Annotated in this window: 13 protein-coding genes and 1 pseudogene; 4 read left to right on the top strand and 10 right to left on the bottom strand. The window is 47.2% G+C overall.

The annotated features are described in order from the left end of the window. Positions 1-28: 28 nt before the first annotated feature. The 3 genes and pseudogenes from B7992_RS09965 to B7992_RS17415 all read right to left on the bottom strand — a co-directional run. A complete protein-coding gene (locus tag B7992_RS09965; protein WP_088666195.1) occupies positions 29-994 on the bottom strand; it encodes a hypothetical protein in 966 nt (321 codons plus the stop codon). 46 nt (positions 995-1,040) lie between these two features. Beyond that, positions 1,041-1,529 carry a hypothetical protein gene (locus B7992_RS16365; protein ID WP_139258279.1) on the bottom strand — a complete coding sequence of 163 codons (489 nt, stop codon included), beginning with the start codon at positions 1,527-1,529 and terminating at the stop codon, positions 1,041-1,043. Between the two features lie 218 nt (positions 1,530-1,747). Then, positions 1,748-1,885 (bottom strand): annotated as a pseudogene (locus B7992_RS17415) (transposase); the annotation flags it as partial. Between the two features lie 132 nt (positions 1,886-2,017). Between B7992_RS17415 and B7992_RS16355 the strand changes: the two are divergent. Next, on the top strand, positions 2,018-3,043 hold the full coding sequence (locus B7992_RS16355; protein WP_141100436.1) for a hypothetical protein: 1,026 nt from the start codon (positions 2,018-2,020) through the stop codon (positions 3,041-3,043). A 63-nt stretch (positions 3,044-3,106) separates the two neighbouring features. Here the strand turns inward: B7992_RS16355 and B7992_RS09945 are convergent, their stop codons facing one another. Then, positions 3,107-4,450: a GTP-binding protein gene (locus B7992_RS09945; protein WP_073284418.1), complete on the bottom strand. Its 1,344-nt coding sequence runs from the start codon at positions 4,448-4,450 to the stop codon at positions 3,107-3,109. Positions 4,451-4,529: 79 nt separating this feature from the next. Here B7992_RS09945 and B7992_RS09940 point away from each other — a divergent pair, with 79 nt between their 5' ends. After that, positions 4,530-5,705 (top strand): mechanosensitive ion channel family protein, encoded by a 1,176-nt coding sequence (locus B7992_RS09940; protein ID WP_088666193.1) that lies wholly within the window; start codon positions 4,530-4,532, stop codon positions 5,703-5,705. 54 nt (positions 5,706-5,759) lie between these two features. Continuing rightward, the gene (locus B7992_RS09935) at positions 5,760-7,955 is read left to right on the top strand and encodes a fibrobacter succinogenes major paralogous domain-containing protein (protein ID WP_088666192.1); all 2,196 of its coding nucleotides are present in this window, start codon (positions 5,760-5,762) and stop codon (positions 7,953-7,955) included. A gap of 3 nt (positions 7,956-7,958) precedes the next feature. Here the strand turns inward: B7992_RS09935 and B7992_RS09930 are convergent, their stop codons facing one another. The 6 genes from B7992_RS09930 to B7992_RS09905 all read right to left on the bottom strand — a co-directional run bounded on the left by B7992_RS09930 (position 7,959) and on the right by B7992_RS09905 (position 20,663). Then, the gene (locus B7992_RS09930; protein WP_254917674.1) at positions 7,959-10,343 is read right to left on the bottom strand and encodes an ABC transporter; all 2,385 of its coding nucleotides are present in this window, start codon (positions 10,341-10,343) and stop codon (positions 7,959-7,961) included. Between the two features lie 59 nt (positions 10,344-10,402). Continuing rightward, a complete protein-coding gene (locus B7992_RS09925; RefSeq protein WP_249506021.1) occupies positions 10,403-11,002 on the bottom strand; it encodes a hypothetical protein in 600 nt (199 codons plus the stop codon). Beyond that, positions 10,999-11,991 (bottom strand): YihY/virulence factor BrkB family protein, encoded by a 993-nt coding sequence (locus tag B7992_RS09920; RefSeq protein WP_073158391.1) that lies wholly within the window; start codon positions 11,989-11,991, stop codon positions 10,999-11,001. Before B7992_RS09920 ends, B7992_RS09925 begins: the two co-directional genes overlap by 4 nt. A gap of 21 nt (positions 11,992-12,012) precedes the next feature. Further along, positions 12,013-14,088, bottom strand: coding sequence for a response regulator (locus tag B7992_RS09915; RefSeq protein ID WP_088666190.1), 2,076 nt, complete (start codon positions 14,086-14,088; stop codon positions 12,013-12,015). Positions 14,089-14,099: 11 nt separating this feature from the next. Then, the gene (locus tag B7992_RS09910) at positions 14,100-16,925 is read right to left on the bottom strand and encodes a transporter substrate-binding domain-containing protein (protein WP_083539666.1); all 2,826 of its coding nucleotides are present in this window, start codon (positions 16,923-16,925) and stop codon (positions 14,100-14,102) included. Positions 16,926-17,009: 84 nt separating this feature from the next. Further along, positions 17,010-20,663: a response regulator gene (locus B7992_RS09905; protein ID WP_088666189.1), complete on the bottom strand. Its 3,654-nt coding sequence runs from the start codon at positions 20,661-20,663 to the stop codon at positions 17,010-17,012. A 250-nt stretch (positions 20,664-20,913) separates the two neighbouring features. Here B7992_RS09905 and B7992_RS09900 point away from each other — a divergent pair, with 250 nt between their 5' ends. After that, positions 20,914-23,517 carry a T9SS type A sorting domain-containing protein gene (locus B7992_RS09900; protein WP_217897595.1) on the top strand — a complete coding sequence of 868 codons (2,604 nt, stop codon included), beginning with the start codon at positions 20,914-20,916 and terminating at the stop codon, positions 23,515-23,517. The last annotated feature ends 4 nt before the right edge of the window (positions 23,518-23,521 follow it).

The following is a 23,521-nucleotide window of genomic DNA, read 5'->3' as shown; positions in this document are numbered from 1 at the left end:
AATTTATGCCAAGCCTGCTCACGAAACTTTAGTCCAGGATGTATTCATCAAACGTGATGGCTCCACTCAACAAATCGATGCAGTCCTGTTCCATCATTTCAACGATGGTTGAGGGAGGAAGCTGGTCCGGAGTCATTTCTGGATCGGTTATGTAAATTGTATAGTCTTCGCATTGAGCGTTGAATTCTTCCTGGACTTTCTGGCAGATTTTTGTAAATGTTTCTGCGTCAATGCCGGTATAGGTGTCGGTTATGGATGCTCCATTACTGTTTATCGTCATATATGAAGTTTCCGACCGGCCGTCTGCAGTGACAATTTGCATAGTATAGGGGTCGCTGGGCGATATTTGACAGGAAATGGAATTTTCCTGAGTCGTTGAATTTCCACCATTCGGTGATGTTTCTGGCAGAGGATCGTTTGTTACTGGCACGTCATTTGTGACAGTATCGCTTGTGCTGGAACCTGCCAAGAACTCCTGCTCCCCCGCTTTGCAAAGGCTAATCTGGACTTGAATAATTTGATTCATATCCATGGATGTATTTGCACTGGAGTAGATCTGGACATGGTTGTCTTCGCAATCAATATTTGCCTTTCCAGATTTAATCATGGCTTCATACATGGTCTTGGCTTGTTCGCACAGTGATTTCATAGTTGGCGAAGATGCTAATGAAGACTCTGTATAAGAGGTGGTTTCAAGATAGCCTGGGGTGTAGGTGGAGTGGCCGGTTGAGGTTGTTGTTTCTCTGGGTTGGCTAGTCCTTGAAACAACTGTAAAAGTATTTTCTGTAGCGTAGATGGAACAGCTGTAACTTTTATCGCCCTTCTGATTGGAGCTTGTGTACACTTCCCTGCCTGTGCTGGCAGGATCCTTGAACCAGTTTTCCTCGGTAACAGAAGAAGCTGTTGCGTTGGAAGAATTTTCTGATGTGCAGGCGCATAGAATTGCTCCCAAGGACAATGCACCAAGGAAAAAAGGACGCTTATTCATTTTCATAGAACCCCCATTGTTTTTTCGAAAAAATTTAGTATGAAATATCTTTTTATATGTTGGAACAACGGCTGATTGCGTTTTGAATTACGTAATCAAAAATATCTTTAAAAGGTCCATTGACTGCTCCGCTATTGTTTAGCTTTACGTAGTTCCTGGTGCATTCAATGTCTGCATCTTGGTTATCCTTTTTGACGGATAAACAAAGTGCCTCCATGACGTCTTCTGAGGATGGATCCGCTTCAACGTAAACAGTGGTACTGGCTGTTGGGTACTTTATTATCGTTTGGACAGTCGTTGTTACATGAAAACCCGAAGAATTTGTTGTTGAAACTTCGTATACAGCATTTTCGCTTGCGTAAATGCTGCATTCAATGCCGTTAAGTCGGTCTCCGTTCTTGTTTGAATAAACCTCTTCGCCTGCATTTGCTGGATTGGATACCCAACTTTCGGTAGACGGTCCGCTTGAATTATCTGAACAGGCACAGATTAAGGAAATAATGAATATTCCTAAACAAGAAAAATTTGCTTTGAAAATCACAGTCGTATCCTCCATACGTACGGGAAATATAATATTTTATTAGTGTACGGAGAAAATTTTCAAAACGTCTAGACTCCAGATTTTACGCGGTCTAGACTTTTATTTTGCCGTTGCAAGCCCCCTCCCTAGAAATTTGGGTGCTACGATGTGCAAGGTGGATGCTGCAGCATGCGTTCCCAGTACCGTTCAAGGCTGCGCTGCACAAGGGTCAGGAGAAGGTTCGCGATGATGACTGTATGGACCTTTATACCGCCTTTCTTCTTTCCAATTTTCGGGTCCCTGCCGACACCCCTGAAAACCAGGTTGGAGAACAGCGTCACCGTTGTGGAATCGATGATTTTGAGCCGTCCCAGCCATCCGGGCAGCCCGTTGAGGCGGCTTCTTCGTCTGAGGAGCCTGCCATTTTTATTTTTGGCTATATTTTTTACCGGACACTAATAACAATAATTAAGCTAGATTGGTATGATAAAGGATGAAGGATTTTGCAAATGAACTGTTTGTTTAAAAGTAAACGAACCTTGAGTGCTGCCCTTTGTGGACTGGCTTTTTTGACCGGCTGCTCGGATGTCAATCTCGATGCCAATGAAAATGTGATTGTCGAAGAGCTTTCTTCATCTTCGCATAAACAAAATACTGGTTCTTCCGGGCAAATTGAAGCTGAATCTTCTTCCGAATTAAATGAGGCGGAATCGTCTTCCTCAGAAAAAAGTAAGATCGAATCTTCTACCGATTCAATTCCGGAGACGATTGGAACGTCATCATCATCTGAAATTTCTTTACAGGATTATAGTTCTAGTTCAAATGACGTGGTTTCTTCGTCATCAAGGGAACTTGTTGCGGAAAAACTTTATGATATGGAAGTCCGTTCCTATCAATATGAATTTGGTGGTCTTGATTTTCTTCAGTTAAGAATTGTAAATAATGAAGAATTTATATTGGATAGTGTTGAGTTGAGATTGTATGCAAAAGCAAAACCTGAAGAGATTAAAGTTGTAGCGGGTGTTGACGATAAAATTGGTTCATGCCCTTTGCTTGTAGATGCTGATATTTGCCAAGCCTATGATGAAAACGGATTTAATCAACCTTGCTTAGGAAAGAATGGCGAATATGCAGATGTTTCTATGAGAGGTGCGATGCGTGAAGTTGTTCCTCTTCCTTTAACGAATTCTTATGATCCTGTAACAGGAGAGTCCGTTTGGGTCATAACAGTACCTTTAGCTTCTGCGGTGATAAATTCGAAATCTTCGATGAGACTTGATGTTGGCTTTTCTTATGGTATTTATGCGAATGATTGGTGTGAAACGTTAAGACAACCTGCAAAGAAACGTTTCTTGATTCCCAATGAAAAGGACTGGTCGTGGATGCCCCATTCTGCTGATGTAGATGGAATTGATTATGTGGGAATGCCGCAAGAAGATAAGGATTATGGAGACGTTGCTGATGTTCCTATAAATCCGTATGTTGCAGTGTATCGCAACGGCGTGAGAATTTGGGGTAATCCACCGAAACTTTAAAAAATGAAAATCCGATTTCGCGACGAACGAAACCGGATTTTTTAATGGATTGGTTTTGCGAGATTATTCGCCGAGACAAGCGTCCATGGCGGCGATGACCTTCTTCTTTTCCATGTGCTGGCCGATGAAGACCAGGCGGACAATGCGGTCGCCGTACTTTTCGTCCCAGACCTTCAACAGGTCCGGATTTTCCTTGAGGATTCGTTTCTGTTCGGCTTCGGGTTCAGAGGCGAACCAGGGGCCGAAATTCTGGGCAGAGGCTTGCTTGCCGGCCTGTTCGAACAGATAGCTTGTATCGCGCTCGTCTTCGAACCACAGGAGACCCTTGGTGCGGATGATGCTGTTGGGATAGTTATCCAGGAACACTTCGAAACGTTCGCGGATCAGCGGACGACGGCGTTCATACACGAAGGTAGAAATGCCGTATTCATCGCCATGGGGATGATCCTTGTCGTGGTGATGACCGCAGTGGCAGACGCCGTGTTCGTGGTCGCAGTGGCTGTGGTCTTCGTCATGGTCATGATGATGTTCATGTTCGTCATCATCGTCATCATCATGGTGGTGATGGCAGACGCCATGTTCATGGTCGCAGTCGCTATGGTCTTCGTCGTGGTCGTGATGGTGATGATCGTCGTGATCGTCATCGTCTTCGTCGATGTCTTCTTCGTCTACGGACTTACCCAGTTCCTTAGCCCAGGCAGCAGAATTTGCCACCTTTTCAAAGTCAAACTGCTTGGTGTCCAGAATGTCAGACATTTCAACCTTACCGAAGTTGGTCTCGATCATCTTGGCTTCGGGCTGGAGGGCGCGAACCACTGCCTTCACCTTTTCGAGATCGTTCTTGGAAAGCTGATCCACCTTGTTCATGATGATGGTATTGCAGAATTCGATCTGCTGGATCAGAAGGTTTGCGATGTCGGTTTCTTCAAGATCCTTCTGAAGGAGCTTCTGGCCACCGCCAAATTCGTCGGCCAGACGGCAGACGTCAACCACGGAAACCACGTTGTCCAGGTGGCAGGGGAGAGGTTCGCCCTTGGTGCTCTGGAGCTGCATGCCGGCCATGCAGATTGTCTGTGCGATAGGTACCGGTTCGCAAATACCGCTTGCTTCAATAAGAATGTAGTCGAACTTGCCTGTTTCGAGAATTTCGGCAATCTGTTCCAGCATGTCCTGCTTCAGGGAACAGCAGATGCAACCATTGGAAAGGGGAACCACGGTGCCGTCGTCGGCCTTAGTGATGTTTCCGCCCTTTTCAATCAGGGTCTGGTCGATATTCACTTCGCCAATGTCGTTAACGATAACGGCGACGTGATAGCCTTGCTGGTTGTTAAGAACGTAATTGAGAAGAGTAGTTTTTCCGGCTCCTAAGTAACCGGTGAGCACTGTAATAGGTACTGACTTTTTCATGACCGAAAATCTAGCAATTTATTCTTTTCCAGGCTAGAGCATACCGTTTAGGCTGTTTTCATTTTTGTATTTTAGGGCTATGAGCTTGAATTTTGTAATCTTTTTAAGCATAGTTCTCGTTGTTCTTCTACTCTGCATGTTCGTGGTGAATCCTATTGCCCGAAAAATTGCAGAAAAGACTCCCAACAAGTTTGACGATCTCCTTGTAGAAAAACGGTTCTTTTCTAGGGCTTTGCAGCTTGTTCCTGCAACGATTTTTAGCGCGGCCTTTGCCCGCTTTGTGGAACAGCAGTCCCTTGTGTACGATATTTGTACCCGCGTTTCTGCGGTGTGGTTTGCCCTGATTGCCTTTGCGGCGGGAAGCTCCTTCTTTGATGTGGTCGAAACCTTGAACGACCAGAACCAAAGACGAAAGAACAAATCTTTCCACGGAACATTCCAGGCGGTTAAACTGATTTTGTTCTGCGTTTGTGCCATTGTTGTCATATCGCAGGTTATTGGCAAGAGCCCCGTATTCATACTCTCCGCTATGGGTGCCGCCGCAACCATCTTGATGTTGATCTTTAGGGATTCCATTTTGGGCGTAGTTTCGGGTATCCAGATTAATTTGTCTGACTTGCTCCGCAAAGGGGATTGGATTGAGATTGAACGTCACCATACTGATGGTACAGTCATCGACATTACTCTTACCTCTGTGAAAATCAGAAACTGGGACAAGACCATTTCGGTAATTCCTGCTTATGACCTCATTACCAACAGTTTCAAGAACTGGCGCGGAATGGAAGAATCCGGTGGTCGCCGAATCAAGCGTTCACTTTTCATTGATCAGCAGAGCATTCGCTTCTTGACAGAAGAAGAAATCGAACGATTGTCTAAGATTGAAATCTTGAAACCCTACATGGATGAAAAGCGCGTAGAGTTGGCTTCGGAATTTACCGCCAAGTACGGAGAAGGTGCCGTGCCTACGGAGCTGGACATGGTGAATAGTCGTCACATGACTAACATCGGAACTTTCCGCGCCTATTGTACGGCGTACTTACGCTCTCTAAAAAATGTGGCGCAGGACATGACCTTGATGACACGCCAGCTGGCGCCAACTCCCGAAGGTCTGCCTCTGGAAATTTATGCCTTCGCTAATGTTACCCAGTGGGTGGCCTACGAAGGAATCCAGTCTGACATATTTGACCACCTGATTGCGGTGCTGCCAGAATTTGGACTTAGTTTGTTCCAATACGCAGGGTATTTGAGAAAGTAATTTATGGATTTGTTTGTAGAATAAATCTTGAAAAACGGGTGGTTTGAGGAATCTATGAAAAATATGAAGCCGAATTTTGGATTTAGTGCGATTGCAGTTGGTGCTTTTGCCATGGCTTTGGGTCTTGCCGCCTGTGGCGACGGCGAATCTTCAAACGGACCGGCTAATGATGACGACTCTTCTTCCTCCAGTGTCATCCTGAGCTCCTCCTCTAGTGTCATCCTGAGCGATAGCGAAGGATCCAGCAGCTCCAAGGCGAATTGGTCCTACCTGAACCCTGACATTGACTACGGCGAGTTTACTGATGAACGCGACGGTCAAGTTTACAAGACAGTCACCATCGGCACCCAGACCTGGATGGCCGAGAACCTGAACTACGCATACACTGGCGTGAAGTTCAACTACGAAGGTTACACTTCCGATTCCACCAGCTGGTGCTACGAAAACAAGGCTTCCAACTGCGACAAGTACGGTCGCCTTTATACCTGGAGTGCCGTGATGGATAGTGCTGCCCAGTTTAATGTAAATGCAGGAACCAAGTGTGGCTATGGCAAGACCTGCACCCCCAACAGCCCCCACCGCGGTATTTGTCCCGAAGGCTGGCATGTGCCCAACGATGCTGAATGGAATACTCTGTGGACTGTGGTAGGTGGAACCAGGATTGCCGCAGCAAAACTAAAATCTACCAGCGGCTGGTACCATAAAGGTAACGGTACTGATTCCTTCGGTTTCACTGTTCTTCCGGCAGGCCTCCGCGGCATCGATGATGGCGATTTCATGAGAGAGGAAGACATCGCGGACTTCTGGAGTTCTGGTGAGTACAAGAGCTACTCCGCGTACTCTTGGACATTCCACTGCGACTACGGCGACGTGGCCCGTATCCGCGTCGAAAAGTACGAAGGTTATTCCGTACGTTGTCTCAGGGATTCCGACGAGGGGGTCGGAGCCTCCTCGTCGAGCTCGCAGGCGAAGCCGACGAACTCTTCCTCCAGCGTCAAATATGGTTCGTTAAACGATTCTCGCGACGGTCGAACTTACAAGACCGTTTCCATCGGTACACAGACCTGGATGGCGGAGAACTTGAACTACAATACAAACAAAAGTTACTGCTATGAAAGTGAAACAAGAAATTGTTCTAAGTATGGCCGTTTATATGAATGGTCTGCTGCTATGGATGCTTGCCCTACAGGTTGGCACTTACCAAGTTACACGGAATGGGATACTCTGTGGACTGCCGTAGGTGGAATCAGTTCTGCCGGTAGGTCACTGAAATCTACCAGTGGTTGGTTTAGTGGTGGCAATGGTACCGATTCCTTCGACTTCGCGGTTCTGCCGGCAGGCTATCGCGGCGATGATGAACATTCCTACGACGAAGGCGAAAGCACAATCTTCTGGAGTTCTACTGAACTCTATAGAAACTATGCGTACGGTTGGTTCTTCAACTACAACATCGACGACGTGCCCGACGCATGGCTCAATAAGCTGAACTCCGGTGCTTACGTTCGTTGTCTCAGGGACTCTAGCGAGGGGAGCGAAACTTCCTCTTCCTCCAGCGTTGAATATGGATCGTTAACTGATTCTCGCGACGGTCAAAATTACAAGACAATAACCATCGGAACCCAGACCTGGATGGCGGAGAACTTGAACTATAACCCGGGCGATGTCTCTAGTATGGGCTCCTACGCATGGAGCGGCTGTTACGGTGACGGAGGCTACGATTATTCCAGTAATAAAAATTTGACTGCTGAAGAAATTGCTGCAAATTGTACAACATATGGTCGTCTGTATACTTGGGAAGTTGCCATGGATGAAGCTGCCTGTACTTATGGCAAAACCTGCGGAGTTTCCCTTAATCCAACAACTCCGGTTCGCGGTGTTTGCCCCCAGGGCTGGCACTTGCCGAGCTATAGGGAATTTGAAACATTGATCAATTACATTGATCCGTCATTCGGATATGGACATGCCAGTAACGTCAGTTCATCTACTGCGGGCGAGTTCTTGAAGTCCAAGTCCGGTTGGAAATTTGGAGGCAACGGAACGGATACCTATGGTTTCTCTGCGCTCCCCGGTGGCGGCAGAGAAATCGCCGGTGAATTCGACTATATCGGTTACGACGCTAACTTCTGGTCGTCGGGTGAGGACTATAGTAACAACGCCTTCTTCTTGGACCTGGACTCCGCTGAGGAGAGTGCGATACTCAACTACAGCAACAAGAACTTCGCAAAGTCGGTTCGTTGTCTCCAAGACTAGTTTCTATCTGCTTAATTCCACCACGTAGTCGGCTGCATTCACAAAGTCCTGTGCATGCTCGATAGCTACTACGGTGTGGCCCGCTTCCGTGAGGCCGCGGATCAGCTCTAGCAGGTGATTGATATCGACCTGATGGAGACCGCGGGCGGGTTCATCAAACAGGAAAAGAGTGTTAGGTGCTTTCGCACGGGCGAGAGCGATGGAAAGTCGTAAGCGGGCTCGTTCGCCACCGGACATGTGGGCCGTACTTTGCCCCAGACGGATGTAGTCGAGGCCTGTGTCTACAAGAGGTTTCAACTTATCGGCGAAAGGCTTCATGTCGTAGAAAAGCTTGTAGGCGTTCCCGATTTCCATATCCAGAATGTCGGCGATGGATTTGCTCTTGAAACGGATGTCTAGGACTTCATCCTTGAAACGTCTGCCCAGACAAACGGGGCATTCGTTTTCTTCATAGCCGGAGGGGTCCAGGATGACGCCTTCTCCCTTGCAGTTTTCGCAGCGTCCGCCAGCAGCGTGGGTGGCGAATTTGGCGGCGTTGTAACCACGGACTTTGCTTTCGGGCATTTTTGCGAAAAGGTCCCGCAAAAGGTTGCTCATGTTGGTGGCGCTTAATACCGTACTGCGACGGTTTCCATGAAAATCGCCTGTAGAAAGTATGGATAGGGCATCGATTCCCAAGGGGGCGAATTCGCCGACTTCTGCGCGAGGTGCCAGATTCTTGAACATGAGGGTAGACTTACCGCTACCGCTCTGGCCTGTGATCACGCTGAACTTCTTTAAAGGGAAATCTGCCGAAACGGATTTCATATCGAAGAGGGCAAAATCGCGAACGAGAATGGATGCTCCTGGATTCTGCTCCTTCGAACCTAATTCAACTAGGGGACTAAAGTCCCTAGTTTCATATATCGCCTTCGGCTCAGAATGACGTTCAGTCTCGCGCCTCGTGCCTTTCAAATACTTAATCCAGTTTCCGGTGGGGGAGACGGGGTTGTTCAAAATCTCTGCGGCGGATCCCATGTGCAGCACTTCTCCGCCTTTTTCTCCTGCGCCCGGTCCCATTTCTATTATCCAGTCTGCTTTCTCGATAATGGCTGGATTGTGTTCTATAAGGACTAGAGTATTCCCGCGGGCCTGCACTTTTTTAAGGACGTTCCAGAGGGCTTCCACGTCGTTTTTGTGGAGACCACTTGCCGGTTCATCTAGCGCAATCAGCAAATTGTTTAAATGACCTGTAGAAAGGCTTGCCAAACGGAGACGCTGGATTTCGCCTCCGGAAAGGGTGGTGCCTGCGCGGCCCGGAGTCAAGTAACCGATGCCAAGTTCGTTGATGGCTTGAATTCGTTCGGACAGGGATGCCGTAAGACGGGACAAAGTTGCCTGCCTACTTTCTTGTATGGGACCGTCAAAAACCGCGTGGATTTTTTCTTCCAGGTTTGCGAAGGGTGTCGTCAGCAAGTCGCTCCAGCGGGTTCCCTGAACTGTGGCGTTGAGCAGACCTTTCTTGAGACGGAGACCTTTACATTCCGTGCAATCTTCGATGTTGCCGTCTTTTTCGCAGGTGCCGGTTCCACCACAGGTGGGGCAGACGGAACTTCTGCAGTAGGGGGAGAAGTCCGAGGCGTCCAAGGCGTGAAAGTCCGCAGCACCGTGTTCCTTACAGCTGGGGACTGTGCTAAATACTCGGCGATTGCCGTTTTCATCTAGTGTAACTTCGGTGTGAGTTAGCTTAAGGACTCCGTCAACGGCTTCGGCAATTCTCGTGCGGGTGTTGGAACGGACTATGATTCTGTCCACAACAATAAAGAATTCACTGGGGCAGATTGCTCGTTGATCGTCTGTTAGGTCTGCTAGAGAAATGACTTGGTCGTCAGCAACGGCACGGGTAAAACCCTGGGCCAGGAAAGCGGCTGAAAGTTTGTCTAGCGATTGGCCGCTACGTTTGCGACCGGAGGCGTCCTCACTTGCACCGGTGTCGATTCGGGCGAAAAATTGCAGTTTGGTTCCTTCGGGAAGGCTCGCAACCTGGCGGATAATGTCTTCGCGGCTAGTGCTTTCCATGGGCTTGCCGCAAACAGGGCAGGCCGGTTTGGCGAAAGCTGCGAATAGAGTTCGCAAACTGCTGTCGCATTCAGAAATGCTTAAGGCGTAGGACTTGGCGCTGGCTTCTCCGTGGCTTGGGCCAATGGCAAGGCTAGCGGGCAGACCGTCAGCACTGTCAAGGGGTATAACCTTACGACCGCCCAGCATTTCGGCTGCGTAGGGCGATAGGGTTTCTAGATACCTGCGCTTGGATTCTCCGTGTAATGTATCAAGGACCAGGGTCGACTTTCCACACCCCGAAGGTCCGCAGACAACCGTAATCTTCCCCAAGGGGAATTGGACATCCACATTCCTTAGGTTGTGGAGTCTGCATCCACGAAGTGTTATAAAGTCAGACGTACTGAACCCTATTCCTTAATGGTAAAGCGGAGTTCGCCAAAGGGGGTGCAGAAGTCCAGATTTTCCAATCCGTTTTCTTCGATGCCGTTAAACATGCGGTAGCCTCCACCGATGGAAACTTCCAACATCTTTGTTACACGATAGTTGAAATGAACGGCCATGTCGGCTACAAAGAAGTAATCTTCGGAAGAAAAATTGTTGTCGCCATTTTCGATGACATTGATGGCGCCGCCACCCACTTCGATGGGAACGGAAATGCTGAATGCTTCATTGATGCGCACCGGGAACAGTTCGATGAAGGCTCCAAAGGAATTGTAGTCCAACATCTGCTTCTGGGGCACATTATAATTGCGAATGTCGCTGATGAGGAAGTTGGCGAAAAGGCCGGAGGCCAGCAGGTTGTTCCACTGGATACCGATTCGCAGATTGGCGAAGATGGCACCGTCGTCAGCAACCAGGGAATTACCTCCACCGATGCCAAGGAAGGCCTTCCAACCGTCATTCACCTTTTCTTCGGGGGTGAACTTGACTGATTGCAGTTCGGCGTTGGCGGTGGATGCCAAACCCATGAGGGCAAGGCCCGTAATCAAAATCTTCTTGAAAATCATAGACGATCCTCCGTTGTAAGTCCGTGCCCTTCGGCTGTAATTCCATCCCAGTTCCAGGTACGGTTTGCGGCTTCGGGCCAGTTGCAAATGGTCCATACCAGACTGTTGCCGCACAAGATGATAATCCAGATTCCGAAAACGAGGAAAAGCACCAGGGGAATAAAAGCTAAGGACCCATAGAAAATAGACATTCTTGTGACCAGTGCGGTCTGGATGAGCACCAAAATCTTCACATAGGCGATAATGCAGATCCAGGCCAGCAGGGATACTCCGATAGAGGTCAATATCAGTTGCTTCTTGGTGTAGGATCGCTTTTCTGCGGGCCGGGCCGGCAAGGCGTACAATACCATGAAAATCATCAAGATTACAGCAAACTGGAAAGAAGAGAACCAGAATGCATTAATGAGGGTCTTGATGACAGAGGGCGGGAAATGCAAACCATCTACCACGATCAGGGAAAGGGCTTCCTGCAGCTGGTTTACAAGACCTGCGTAAATGCCGATGATGCCTGCATATACCAGCAACAAGGGGATGGCGATACGGATCTGCTTGTGGAGGGGGCGAGAAGTCTTGTTTTCCCAAACGACGTTAAAATTGGATTCCAGACTTCCGAAAGACAGAATGAAGGTGACGAAAAGACCCAATGCGCCGATGAAGCCCAGTCGACCGATAGGTACGTGTTCTGCATTCTGCACGATGGCTACCAGGGGTTCTGTGGGCCAGTCCAAATCAAGAATGTCAAAGAGGTGGGGGAGGTAATCAGAGAAGAAACTACCAAAGCCGGCAGAAATAGTTATGGAAGTCAGCAGGATCAGCATGGGGACCACAGCCAAGAAACTGGTGTAGGTCAAGGCTGCTGCACGGGTAAGACCATGGAAATACAGGAAAGACTTGCCAGCGATTACTGCAATCTTTATAGGGGTCGGAGAAACGGCGGCCAATGCGTCGAATATTCGTTCCCAGGAAAAATTTTTAAACCATTCGGGCATAGTGGGGGCAAATTTAAAAAATTATTGCCTGTCCGAAAGTGCGTTGGTCAATGCCTTTACCAAATCAGCGGTGTTGATTGGTTTTGCGACATGCCCATTCATACCGATATTCAGTGCTTTCTGACGATCTTCGTCAAAGGCGTTTGCTGTCATGGCCACAATGGGAATTTTTCGCTTGTTTTTATTCTTGAATTGCCTAATATGTCGAGTGGCTTCATACCCATCCATAATCGGCATTTGAATGTCCATGAGAACTATGTCATAATAATTGTAATCCTGGGCCTCTATCATCTTGATACAGGATTGCCCGTCGGCTGCTCGTTCTATGGTGAATCCTAGTTCTTCAAGGAGTGCTTCTGCAATTTCTGCGTTTAGGTCGTTATCTTCTACGAGGAGAATTCGCTTCCCCTGGAAGGATTTGGATTCCGAGGTTGATTCTTCGTGGACTTTCCCGTTGGCGTTCTCGTTTACCTGTTTTGCGGCGTAAATTTGTTCGGCCGTGGGGAGACGCAGGTAAAGAACGATGGTTATCTTCGTTCCTTTGCCGACTTTACTCTGAATGTCTATGGTGCCGTTCATTAAATCGATCAGGCGCTTGACAATGGGCATGCCAAGACCACTTCCGCTAATCTTGCTCTCCGTGGAATTTTTTTCTCGAGAGAATTCCTCGAAGATGTGGGGGAGGTAATCCTTGTTGATGCCGATGCCTGAATCTTCTGCGATGGCTGTATACATGGTGTAGCCGGGTCGGTCGCATTTAGATTCTGTCAGGGATAGGTGAACAAAGCCGCCAGAAGGGGTGTACTTGATGGCGTTGCTTACGATATTTAACACTAGTTCTCTAATCTTCATTTCGTCGCCGATGACGTAATCGTTGATCAGGTTAGAATCGTTGCGAAAATCCAGCCCTTTTTCGTGTGCGAGATCGGTGAATACGGCATCGGTAACATTCTGGAAATTCTTTACATAGATGATGTCTTCTTCAAGAGTCATCTTACCGCTTTCGATGCGGGCCATTTCAAGAACATTGTTGATTAGGGAAAGGAGAAATTTGCTGGAGGCCTGAAGCTTGTTTAGATAGTCTGCGATTTTTTCTGGATTGCCTAAATTCTTTTGCATCAGGTTGGCAAAGCCGATGATGGCGTTCATGGGTGTACGAATGTCGTGGCTCATGCTAAAGAGGAAGCTGCTTTTTGCCTTGTTAGCAAAAATCTGCATCTGCAGTTCTCTTTTGCGGACTGCTGCAAGGGAATGCATGTATAACAGGAAAAGTAGTGTTGCTAAAATCAGGAACGATGTGAGAAGGGATCCCCTCATTGCCTTTAGGGTGTTCCAACCACCTATAGGTTCCAAGGTAATGTGCCAGGTATCGTTAAGAATGTCAAATGATAGCTGAACATCCTTACCAATCTTTCCGTTGTTGAAATTGGTCAGGATAAATCCATTTTTATCTAGAACTGCAGTGGAGTCCGGTTCCTTCCATACGGCAAAATTGTAATTAGAAAAATGGAGATTGTTTGATATCTGGTTCAGAAGTAAACCTTTGTCCAGAACGACAATGGAAAATCCAATGAAATCTTCGTTGATAAAGGCAGGATTTCGTAGGATAAAGCCTTCGCCGCCTTCTATCAGGTTGTGGGGGCCGGCAATGGTTGCCTTGCGGTCTTCTAGGGCTTTTTGTGACTTTAATCCCTGAACGGGATCTTCTAACATATTGAAATTCGCCGTAGCAGAATCCACTTCGTCGGGGAATGCATACTTGATGATTCCCTTGGGTGCAAAGTACATGCTACCGATGGCCAGATTGTCGCGGGTCAGTTCTAGGCAGATTTCGTTAAAGTCTTTAAGGAATACGTCCCCATAAACTTTGTGGAGGTCAATCAACAACTTGGTCGTTTCAAAACTCTTGTTGAGCTCGCTCTGGATGCTGGCCACAATCTCTTCTGCGTGGGCCTTGGCTTCTGTCTTGATTTGTTTTTCTACGGAGAAATAGGTGGAAATGATGAATATCGATTCCAGTACAATGCAAATGAAAACTAGGGGCAGATAAACATGAATCTTGTCGGATCTTGAATTTTTGTTAGATGGTTGTATCATGGACTCCTTCTCTAGTTTTGGTTACCGAGAATTCTCGTAAGTTCCTGCAATAGCATTTTGACATTGATTGGCTTGGATAGGTGGCCGTTCATGCCTGCCATAAATGCGGCTCGTTTATCTTCTTCGAATGCGTTAGCTGTGAGGGCAATAATTGGAATTGTCGCTTTCTTGGTGTCGCTCAGACTGCGGATAATGCGAGTTGCTTCATAACCGTTAATTTTGGGCATCTGGATGTCCATAAGGATTATGTTGTAGTAATTGTCGCTTGCCTTGCTTAACAGTTCTGCACAACAATGCCCGTCTACGGCGCGATCTACAGCGAATCCCACCTCCGTCAGAAGTGTTGTGGTGATTTCTGCATTTAGATCGTTGTCTTCGGCCAGAAGAACTCTATAACCCTTGAAGGATTCCTGACTGAATTTTTTATTTGCATGAACTAGCAAATCCTCTTCGCGTGCAATCTTGTGGGGAACCGTAACAATGAATGTGGTTCCGATTCCCTTTTCGCTATGGACTTCTATGGTTCCGTTCATCAGATCCACAAGTCTCTTGACGATTGACATGCCAAGACCTGAACCTTCAATCCTATTTCCGATAGAGGTATTTTCTCGAGCGAATTCTTCAAATACATGGGGGAGGAATTCCTTGGACATACCACAACCGGTGTCGGTAATTGTGGTTTGATAGAGACACCATCCCTCGGTATTGTAGGGCAGTTCCTTCAAGTTCATATGGACACTGCCACCGTAGGTGGTGTATTTGTAGGCGTTGGAAAGAATGTTCAGGAATATTTCACGCATTTTGATAGTGTCACACAACACGTTGTGGTGCTGGACTTCTATGGTTCGGGTGAACTTGATTCCCTTGTTCTTCATCATTTCCTGAAAAACGGAAAATAAGGTGTCGTTAAACTGTTCCGTACTCCAGGCGTTTTCTTCAATTTTTTCGGCGCCCTTTTCAATGCGAGCCATTTCCAACACGTTGTTAATGATGGACAGGAGTGTTGTACTGGAGTCTTGGATTTTCTTGAGGTAATTGTTTCGTTTCTCTGGATCTTCCTGGTATTTTTGCAGAAGGTCTGTGAAGCCTATGATGGCATTCATGGGGGTTCGAATGTCATGGCTCATGTTGAACAGGAACGTTGTTTTGGCGTTATTCGCTTCTTCTGCCTGTTTGCGAGAAAATTCCAGTTTTTTGTTCAGCCTTTCTTTTTCAAGTGCATCTTTTTTGGTGTGGTAGATGTTTCTGTTAAGAAGAATTATGATGAGCAACATAATTCCAAGGAAAATTGAACCGATGGAAATAATGCGGCTTTTTACAAAATCAATGAATGTGACGTTGTAGAATTCGTCCATGTATTTGTAGGCTGTATTGATGCCAAAATCTCGGCCGGTCAACTTTAGACCTCGGTTCAGTAGGAGGAGCAGGCCCACATTCCCCTTCTTGACGCCCAGGTAGCTGTTGCCGGAGGCGTTCAATTGCATCAATGAGAGGTTGTTGAATTCGCTGTTGCTGCGAATCAAATTTACGCGAAGGCCGTTGATGATGGTGACCGCGTTTTCGTTCTTGACTGCATAAAGAGCATCTTCGATTGAATTCTTGTAAAGAATTTCTGCGTCGGGGTAGTTTCTCTTGACGAATTTTTCTTGCAGTTCGTTGTTCTTGTTGATTGCAAAAAGTTTGATCTTTTCTTGACTTAAGTTACCCTGGTAGACAAGGTCTAACCCTGTTGAAACCACTGCGGTGGTAGTGTTCATTCCACTTCTGTCAATATCCCAGATTTGCCCTCCGATGGGGAAAATTGCGTCAATTTGATTTTCGGTCAGGGCGTCGATCATTGGCTGGAAACTGTAGAACGACTGGTAGGATACGACGAGCGAATCCCTTAGTTTTAGATGGTCGAGAGCGGCGTCCATAACTTCGGTGATCAGCCCGTAGGCGTTTCCGTCCTTATCGCTCTTGCTGTAGGGGAGGTAGTCTCCTAGATATCCGATGCGCAGTGTGTCATGGGTAGAAACCCACTGCAACTCTTCTTCAGAAAGTTGGCTATTGGCCATGGTGGCCCCATAGCTTTTGTACTGCAGACTTTGAAGAAAATAGGGGTTCATCTCTTGCAAAATTTCAAGAGATCGATTTAAGTCGGTCAAGAGGTCCTTGCGCTTCTTGGCAACGGCCAGGTAGAATGGTTCTTCACCCACTTTGGCTACGGGCGAGTAACCAACGGTGGTGTTGATGTTGTTGTCTGTTGCTACAATGCCGTCTAGTTTACCGTTGGTGAAATCTTCGTCTCGTCCGCGGAATCCGTCATAGTAGATGTAGTCTAGGCTTGCCTGGTTTTCTTCGGCCCATTGGATCAGGTGCGTGGTCATGCGGTTGTTGTTGATACAACCGATTTTTTTCCCGATAAAGGTCGTGATGTCGGAAACGTCCATGGTCCGCTTTTTGTCGTGCTGATACAGGTAGTATCTGTCGGTTCCCATGGCATGAATGGGAAACAGCATCTTGGAGCTACGTTCCTTGGTGTACGAAACTCCGGCAAGGACGTCGATGTCGCCGTTTTCAAGTTTTTCTAATAGGTCGACCCATTGGCCGTACTCGTAAGAGAACTGCCAACCGCTGTAGTCTGCGATTTTTAGAAGGTATTCGTAGGCGTAACCTCTTTTGGGCTCATCGTCGCTCATTCCCTCTTGGAACATATCGCTATGGTACCAGCCGACCTTGACGATTTTTTCCGCGGAATCGGCGACGGCCGGGCTACTGGCGAACATCACGACGAATGTTGCCACGAGTAATAAGAGTCTTACAATAGACAGGGGCTCAACTTTACTACGAATCATACCAAACCTTTACAGCTTGGTTTGAAATATAGAATAGAAATCTTATTTAAATATTACTAAAGCCCTTTTAGAAAGGTCTGCTGACTAATTTTTCAAGATGATCTTGAGAGTCTCCATCAGCTTTTCCACGTTGATGGGCTTTGCCACATGTCCGTTCATTCCTGCGTCAAAGGCCTTCTTGCGGTCTTCGTCAAAGGCATTCGCCGTCATGGCGACAATAGGAATAGTTGACTTCTCGGAATCGGCTAGACTTCTAATTTGTCTGGAAGCTTCGTAACCGTCCATAATGGGCATCTGGATGTCCATCAGGATCAGCTTGAAAGTGTTTGCCGGAACTTCGTTGATTTTATCGACAGCTTCTTTACCGTTGTTCACTACGGTCACTTCAAAGCCGGCTTCGGTAAGCAGCGTAGAAGCGATTTCCTGGTTAAGCGGGTTGTCTTCTGCCAGTAAGATGGGTGCTCCCTCGAAGTCGTATCCGTTGACAGTTTTATTCTTGGCAGTTCCGGCCGGTCTGGTCAATACATCGCGCAGTTCCGACATGAATAGCGGCTTAGAACAGAACGCGGTTACGCCAGCCTTAAGCGCTTCTTCTTCAATTTCGCTCCAGTCATATGCGGTAAGGATAATAATCTGTTTTCCTTCTCCGATAATCTTGCGGATTCGGCGTACGGTTTCAATGCCGTTCATGTCTGGCATCTGCCAGTCAATAATGAACGTGTAGAAGTCTTCTCCCTGATCCACTGCGTCTTGGGTTCTAAGGACAGCTTCTCTTCCGGATATTGTCCATTCCGGGCGCATGCCGATAGTTCTCAACATCTTGCTTACACTTAGGCAGGTGTTGGAATCGTCATCGACAATCAGGGCTCTCAAGCCCATAAGCTGAGATACGGAAACGTTTCTTGTGGGACCCTTACACAGTTTAAATTCCAGGGAGACGATAAATTCTGTGCCTTTACCTTCTGCAGAAACGATTTCGATGTTTCCGTTCATCATATTGACGATGTTCTTGGTAATGGCCATACCCAGGCCAGTTCCCTGGATGCCGGAAACAGTGGAGGATTCTTCTCTGGAGAAAGCATCAAAAATATGCTTCTGGAATTCTTCGCTAATACCGATACCGTTGTCCTTGACGCTGAACTCGTATCGGGCGTAATCCTTAGTGGTGCAAGGCTTTTCAAGAACCCTCAGGCTAATTGTGCCTCCGTTATGGGTGAACTTGATTGCATTGCTCAGAAGGTTTAACAAGACCTGGTTTAGACGGAGTTTGTCTACAATGACGTCTTCGTTGACTACGTCCATGGCGTCGATAAACAGCTCCTGCTGTTTGCGGATGATGTTTGCCTGTACGATCGTCTTGATGTCGTGGAGCAGGTCAGGCAGATGACATTCGCGTTCTTCCAACTTGACCTTCCCGCTTTCGATGCGGCGCATGTCAAGAACGTCGTTAATCAGGGACAGGAGATGTTCACTGGAGGTGGTAATCTTTCCGAGGTAGTCAGAAAGTTTTTCCTTGTCGTCCATGTGAGTGGCGGCGAGTGTCGTGAAACCGATAATGGCATTCATGGGGGTGCGGATATCGTGGCTCATGTTGTTCAGGAAGAACGTCTTGGCCTTGTTTGCCTGTTCCGCCTGTTCAAGAGCTTCCTGCAGGTTCTGTTCCGTCTTTTTCTGACGGTTGATTTCCTGTGAAATGTAGAGTACGTGCGTCGGCTCGCCCTTTTCGTTGCGACGGGCTACAATGATGCTGACTCCGCACCAACCTTGAATTTTACCGACGTACTCTTCATAAATGGAATCTGAATTTGCCAGTTTGTTTTTCCAGCTGGCGATATTGTTGAATTCTCGTATAATAGGCTTGAACTTGTCCTGAATCATGTTCTCAGCCATCAGGTTCAATGCCTGCTGGGCGTCATTTCTTAAATGTCCGACGGCTTTTTCAATGGATTCGAATGTATGTAGAATGGTGAAGGTATTTTGGGGAATGTTGACCAGGAATACACTATGGTACAAGTCGCTAATGGAGTTAATCACGTCCAACTGCATACTGAGTCGTTCGTTTTGTTCCTTTTCCCTGGCGGTTTCCCTCTTGATTCGTCTGTAGCGGTTGATGATGAATGCGGATGTCAATACGAAAAATGCGGCAAGCAGCGAGAAGAAGAGCGCTGCATGGTCGGAAATTGTTTCTACTAGACTCGGCTGATACAGTTTTTCTGCGTACTGATAGGCCAGGTTTAACGTATATTCTGCGCCTGTCAATGCAACTCCTCGATTCAATATCTTCAGGAAAGGTTCGTTTCCGTTGGCAACGCCGAAATACTTGTCGTCGGGGATGTTTAGCAACTTAACCGACAGGTTAGAATATTGGCGGTTCTTTAGTAGGTGGATGGATCGGAGATTTCCTAGAATTGTTGCATTGACCTGGCCTTTCTGTACGGCGTTAAGGCACTCCTGGATTGAATTGTAATAAACGATTTTTGCATTGGGGAAGTTGTCCTGGATGTTGTAATCCATGACCCTGTTGTTCTTGTTGACTGCAAAACTGGAAACCGTATTCTTGTTGAAGACGTTCTTGTAGACTAGGTTCAATTCGGATCGTATGACTGGGGCTGATTCTCGGATTCCCGCCTGTTCTGCCCTATATAGACTGCCTCCTGCAGGGAAGGCTACGTCCTGTTCGCCCTTGACAAGGGCGGAAATCATTTCATCGTAGGAATCGTATCCCTTATACTTGAGTAATAATTTTTTCGAAGTGATGTGACCTGCCATTTCAGGGAATATTTCGCTCACGATGCCTGAGGGCTTGTCGCTGCTTGCTACGATGCGGTCTGAGAGGTTTTGTTCCGCGTTTTTGTCGTTATCCCTGTCGTCGCTGTAGGGGAGCATGTTGCGGAGATAGCCGATCCTGATGGTGTCGTGGTTTGCAAGCCAAATCTTTTCTGGCAATGTCAATGTTTTTGAGGCGGCACCGGCGCGCATGTACTTGTCGTACAGTTTGGCCATGATAATCGGGTCGTCGGTCATTAACTGTCCGATGGCCCGGTTTAACTCACCAAATAGGTCGGGGCGTTTCTTGGTAACGCACAGATAAAAATTTGTATTTCCCATTCTCAAGAAAGTTTCTGTACCTTCCTGAACACTGGATCCTGCGTTTTCAACGATGGCGGCGTCAATGGAATTTGTGCTCAGGGCCTGGTCTCGGGAACTAATGTCATCGAATACGATAATGTTGGCTTTGACATGTCTGGATTGCAGAAGCGTAATGAGTGCCAGTTCCATTGCTCCGCGGAGTGTCCCGATTTTCTTGTCCTGGAGGGAGGTCGGATCCTCGTGAATAGACGTGTTGTTGGATTTCTTGATCAAATGGTAGATGTCGCGGCCCATGGGAGCTTGAGGGAAGAACATTTTGGCCTCTCGTTCCGGGGTGCGGGCGAGACCTGCAAACAGGTCTATTTCGCCGTCAATGAATTTCTGATAGAGTTCTTCATAGGGTCCGTAGACATACTCGTAACGCCAGCCAGAGTACTGGGCGATGCGTTGGTAATATTCGTAACCGAAGCCATACAGCGGAGATCCCTGTCCGCCTTCCTGAAAACTTTCGTTCTGATAGTATCCTACACGGACAGTCTTTGGCTTCTTGTCTCCACGATTGTGGACATTTTTAGGCCCAGGTTGGGCGTTTGCTGTGTAGGCGAAAGCCAGAATAATTGCGAAAAAATATGAGAAAAATCTTTTCATAGGGCACTCTAGAGTCTATTCAATCATAAATGATAGTTTTTTGTAAGAAAAAATGAAAAATGTTAAACGATTTTATCATTCCATATCGGGGTATTTTTTAATGGGATGTTGACAGAATGTCAATAAAAATATCTTACAAAAGTGTAACTGTGGACAATTTTAGTATATATTTGTCTACAGTTTTAAGATAGGTGTGGTGTGTATGCGCAATATTTCAAAGGCATTACTTATTGGGTCAGCTCTTTTGAGCATGAATAGTTTGGTTTTCGCTGCTCCCAAGCAGATGGAAAATTTGACTCGCGGTCTTGTTGCTGCGAATGTGGGTAAGGGTATGCTGGTAAGCTGGCGCTTACTAGGCTCTGATGATCCGCAAACGGAGTTTAATCTTTATAGGGATGGTACAAAGATTGCGTCCATCAAGGGAACCGATGGCACAAACTATCTGGATGCAGAAGGTAAGACTTCTTCCGGATATCAGGTGACTGCTGTCTTGAATGGTAAGGAAAGTGCCAAATCTGGATTATCTGTAGTTTTGGGCCAGACCGTTTCTAATAGCGGTAAGTCTTTCCCCTACAAGACCATTAAACTTGAAGTTCCCGCAAAGCAGACCATGCCTGATGGTGAAATCTGCACATATACTCCTAACGACATGAGCGCTGCTGACCTGGATGGTGACGGCGAACTTGAATTGATTTTGAAGTGGGATCCGTCCAATGCCCACGATAACTCCCAGGGTGGTTACACAGGCACCGTATTCATTGATGCCTATAAGTTGGATGGAACCCGTTTGTGGCGTATCGACATGGGCAAGAATATCCGTGCTGGCGCCCATTATACCCAGTTCCAGGTCTATGACTACGATGGTGACGGCAAGGCCGAAATGATCGTGAAGACTGCCGACGGAACCATTGACGGTACGGGCAAGGCCATTGGCGACAAGTCCAAGGATTACCGTAATTCCGGTGGAACTGTTCTTGATGGCCCCGAATACCTGACAGTCTTCCGTGGTGTAGATGGTGCCGCCATCACTACCATTGATTTTGTTCCCAGCCGTAACATCAACCAGCACGTGAAGGGTGTGGACAAGAAGGGCTACTGGGGCGATAACTACGGTAACCGTTGCGAACGCTATATTGCCGCCACTGCCTACCTGGACGGCGTTCATCCCAGTGCGATCTTTATCCGCGGCTACTATAGCTCCTCCTACATTGTTGCCTACGATTTTGACGGCAAGACTTTGAAACAGCGCTGGTATCACAAATCGGAAGATCCTGGCCAGGGTTTCTATGCCCAGGGCAACCACAATATTGTTACCGGCGATATCGATGGCGATGGCTACGATGAAATTGTTTTCGGTGGTGCCGCTTTGAACCACGACGGTTCTCTCCGCTATTCCACTCAGTTGGGTCATGGGGATGCAGGTCATTTGTCTGACTTGGATCCGGATCTTCCTGGCCTGGAATTCTTTGATGTGCATGAACATACTGATGCCAAGTATACCGATGAAGTTCGCGCACCCGATGGAACCATTATTTGGGGTACTCCGCAGCCGGGTAAGGATAATGGTCGCGGCATGGCTGCTGACATTGATTCTACTCATCGTGGCTTCGAAGTGTGGTCCAGCTATAGCGGCGGCATGCATGATATCAAGGGCAAGTCCATGGGCTCTCCTGCGGTTTCCACTAACTTCCGTATTTACTTTGATGGTGACTTGCAGGACGAACTTCTTGATGGCGCTTATGTAACGAAGTTTAACATCACTAAGAGAGAATCTGAAACTTATTTCGATGGCTCGAAGGCTCTTGGCGCAACAGGTTGTAACGGCACCAAGAACACTCCCAGTCTGGTGGCAGATCTCTTTGGTGACTGGCGCGAAGAACTGGTGGTTCGTAATTCCGAAGACCCGTCCGTTCTCTACATCATCGGCACTCCGGTGACCTCACCTTATCGTGTGTACACCTTGATGCATGATCCGGTTTATCGTACAGCTATTGCTTGGCAGAATACTGCCTACAATCAGCCGCCTCACCTGGGTTATTACCTGCCGGATGCTGTCAAGAAATTAACTGCTCCTGAAATTCAGATTGTGGGCGAACCCATTGTTTCTGTTCCTGATGAAACCGATGAATATCCGGTTATTAAGGATGGAACGTCTGCGCTGGAAATCTGCAAACCTGTAGAAGGTGTTGGCTTTGAATGTCAGACGGATAATGCAGGCTTTGAACAGGATGGCTTCTACAATTTTGATAACAGCATTGGCAGTTATGGCGTGTGGGAAATCTACTCTCCCCAGGATGTAAAGACTACCTTGACCATTCGATTTGCCAATGGTGGAAATTCCAATCGTAACATGACTCTTACTGTAAATGGCAAGTCTGCAGGTACCGTGGAATTTGTTCCCGGTGGTTGGACAACCTACACGGAAGTAACTGTAAATGTAGCGCTCAAGGCCGGTAAGAATACTCTGAAATTGTCTTCTACCACTTCTGATGGTGGTCCCAATGTGGATACCTTTACCTTTGGTATGGATGGCATTGAACTCTATAATAACCAGAAAGTTCCTGAGCCGACGGATCCTGAAAATTCGGGTACTGTTCTTGCTCCCGTTCCCTTTGCTGCTGGCGTGAATGCCTATAATCCCAATACAGGTATCTTGCGCACCAATCTTTCTGGTTATGCAGAAGTTCGCATTTACGATATGCGCGGCCAGATTGTGGGTAGCATGGATGCTAAGGTTCCTGCAGGTCAGTCTGTGCTGAATATCGATCGAGATTTGCTGCCTAAGGGCAATTACGTTGTGAAGGTTATGTTGAACGGCAAGACTATTGCTAAGTCCAGTTTCTCCTTGAAGTAGTAGT

Origin of the sequence: Fibrobacter sp. UWH1, from assembly GCF_002210365.1 — a bacterium.
GTDB lineage: Bacteria > Fibrobacterota > Fibrobacteria > Fibrobacterales > Fibrobacteraceae > Fibrobacter.
This window is presented reverse-complemented; position numbering and strand designations above follow the sequence as displayed.